1 protein-coding gene is annotated in these 3070 nt (G+C 47.1%); it reads right to left on the minus strand.

From position 1 onward, the window contains the following. Positions 1-287: 287 nt before the first annotated feature. Positions 288-2738, minus strand: a complete 2451-nt coding sequence (locus E1958_RS19295) for a TIR domain-containing protein (RefSeq protein ID WP_089728714.1) — start codon at positions 2736-2738, stop codon at positions 288-290. Between the last annotated feature and the right edge of the window lie 332 nt (positions 2739-3070).

Raw genomic sequence — 3070 nt, forward strand, 5'->3', positions numbered from 1 at the left:
CCGGCAATAAAAGGACACCCACTTTGTTTGCTACTCATTCGTAAAGGTACGGATGGGTGTAACAAACAAAATGGGTGTCCTTTTATTGCCATGAGATGATCGATTACTTCGACTTTAAGAAATTTTCCCGCCTGAATAAAATGGTCGGTGAGGTCCTGATCTTACTAAAAACGTACCTTGATACGACTCCACTCCCCAAGTATGCGTCCCCCGCAGGGTCAAACGGGGATCGAGCCCGAGAGCTGAGGAACCCAACTAATCAACTACGGTAAAATATTCTATCTTAACTAAAACATAGTTTCCTTGCTATAGTCGTCGGTGCGTCTCGTTCGTTCGCAGAAATATTGTTGAAGCGATGGGTGCAAGAAGCTATACGTACCGCCTATTCTATGCAACATCTTTCCCCGCGTCGCCTTGTTCAGAAACTTGATTAATCGAAATGGTATTTTGCCATCAACCCAAAGGATCGTCCTCAGCCAGTAATGCTGAATAATCGAAATGCCACCGAATGTGGCACCCATTATAGCCATCCAAATTGCTAGAACAGGAGCAACCCCCTTTCTTATACTGAGATCCGAGAGATGCTCCCAACTAAACATGCAGGAGATGTTGGTTCCTTCCCCATCTTCCGGCAAACATTGGGCAACGCTCACGAAAATATCAATAAACAAACCCATTATAAGCCCAAAAGTACCAAGAGAAAGACAGAGTGCAAGTGCAAAATAGCCAGATCTTTTGATTCCCTCATTTGGAATACGTGTCTTGGTTATATTCGCATAGGGTACATTAAGTGCCTTAAAAAATTGTCTAACCGTCCATCCTACTGCCGTCAACAAGGACAAACCAAATCTGGAAAGAGGTTTTCCAGTCCATTCTAGCGTATTTGTCAAAAACCACGGTAATCTTAATCGCTCCAAAAGGCGTTGTACGACGTGTCGTCCTAACTCGGCGATTACCAACAAAATGCTCGTGCCCAACAATGTTTCCAACGCACCCTTTACTTCTCCCCACTGTAGGCGCTCTACCGGTCGGATGGCGCTTTTATGGATCCACCCTAGTGCGGTTGCCACGATGAAAGCAGCGGTGATTTCTGCAATAAGCTCAGTGTTTGAAGCGGCCATAAAAGAACTAAAAGGAATCACCAAAAGAGTAATTGCCGATCCAACCGCAATACTCACTAAAGCGTGATATAGTAAATGCTGCCAAGGAGAGCTTAGCCAGTCGGGTTGCATATACTCGACTAGAAATTGTGTCTGGTTGTGCTTTGCGAGCTGCAGGGCAATGTAGGAGAGGTATTGTTGGGATTTTTGAGGGTCACGATCCTCGAAAATCTCTAGCCGGTTCTCGACAAAGCTGCGAAAAAGTTCGCCTTGCTCTAAGAGTTCGCACTCCGCTAAGCCCTCGCGTGATTTCGACTTACTTTCAAGAACGGTAACCAGAAGATTAAGGTAAAGTGGCGTTCTTGCTATCCTCATAAGTTGAGTGTTACTTCGCAACCTGTTACATAGCTGCTGCTTCCCTAGAGCTCTAAGGTATCTCTCAATATCCTGGTCGCTTGGCGGATCTAAACAGACGGCCGTGTTTAGTCGAAGCTTTTTGAAGCACACGCGATACTCGTCTGTGTCTGAAGCCACAACGACAGTTGTCAGCAGCGACAACCTACGCAAAAGTTGATTGATACGTTCGATACAGCTATCTTGGCGATTAGGGTCTAATTCGTCGAGCCCGTCAAGAAGAAGGGCTAATTGGTCGTTGTCCAACAACTCCCTGGCAATGGGTTCCAGCAAGTTATATTCTTGCTGTAGACGGTCAATAATCCAGTCCTCCAAATGCTGCCTATCATCGGTCCACTGAGATAGATTAAGAATAATAGGGATTGCACCTGTTTGATTTTCGAGGGTGCAACGAGTAAGCTGTTCTGCTATCTGAGTCAACGCAAATGTCTTACCAGCCCCAGGTGGACCAAGCACTAATAGTCGACCAACCACGTCAGGGCGCTGCAGGACATCGAAAGGTGAGTCCGTCAGAGAAGTTTTATGTCCGTCTTGCTCATGTACAGTTATCACCATCTCGCTTCCCAAGGGATGGACAAAACGGGGATGCTCGTGAAACGGAAGCGCTAAACACTCCTTTCCGATTAGTTGAGCTTTCTTTAAGATGGATATTCGGTTGTTGACACTCATTAGCAGCCGCGCCCATGGACTACTCTCTTTAACTATGTTGGGAGAAGTCGTTGGACGAACACTATCTTTGCGATTGGAAAACTCTTCGGTTTTCGAAGCAACAGACTCGCTACTAAGTCTTACGCCAGGGGTATCCGATGCGAGACGATCATTGTTTTCGTCAGAATGCCCTCTGATCGCGGTTATTAGGTCGTTCAATCCTACTGCGTAGCCTTTGCTAAGATCAGCGTATTTTTTGTCTCGAAGAAGTATGGGCATCTCGCAAGAGCTAGCTAAAACCGGTAAGATTCGTACTTTCTTGCTCTCTGCTTCGACACCAATTTGTGCTTGCCATTCTTTTGGTATCCATCCGGACGCCGTACCCTCGCGCGAAAGTAATATGATAATGAAGTCCGCTTCATCAAGACCTCTCTGAATTTCTCCGGTAATTGAATGTCCGACAAGAATAGACCATTCATCCAGCCAAACATCAAACCCGGCATTTTTTAAATCGCCAGCAAGTTTCCTTGCTAAGCCTTTATCGTGGCTGCTATGGGACAGAAACAGCTTTGTCATTTGTCGTCCAGGCCATAATCCAATGCCATTAAGTTAAGCGTTGCTGGCAGCCCGTAGGATGGGCAAAGCAAGCACCGATCAGGGTGATTTCAAGGTTCGGTTATGCCACGGAAGTTTCAGGCCGCGACAGCTTGCATCAGATGCACCAAGCGCCGCGTGCCCATCAATGACGGACCCCTCCCGGCGGGCAAACGGCGTGCCCAATCAGGTCCCTCGCTGCGCTCGGGATAACAAGCACATTGGGCATCGGCCATCCATTGATGTGGTTCGCGTCACCTGGCAGTGCCAGCCTGAAGGATCTCCCACACTTACCACATACTATGCTCTTTCAA

The organism is Candidatus Thiosymbion oneisti (assembly GCF_004359955.1).
In the GTDB taxonomy this organism is placed as follows: domain Bacteria; phylum Pseudomonadota; class Gammaproteobacteria; order Chromatiales; family Chromatiaceae; genus Thiosymbion; species Thiosymbion oneisti.

Coding starts and splice junctions, on each gene's coding strand:
- E1958_RS19295 (WP_089728714.1), bottom strand. CDS start 2,738: ATGACAAAGCTGTTTCTGTCCCATAGCAGCCACGATAAAGGCTTAGCA.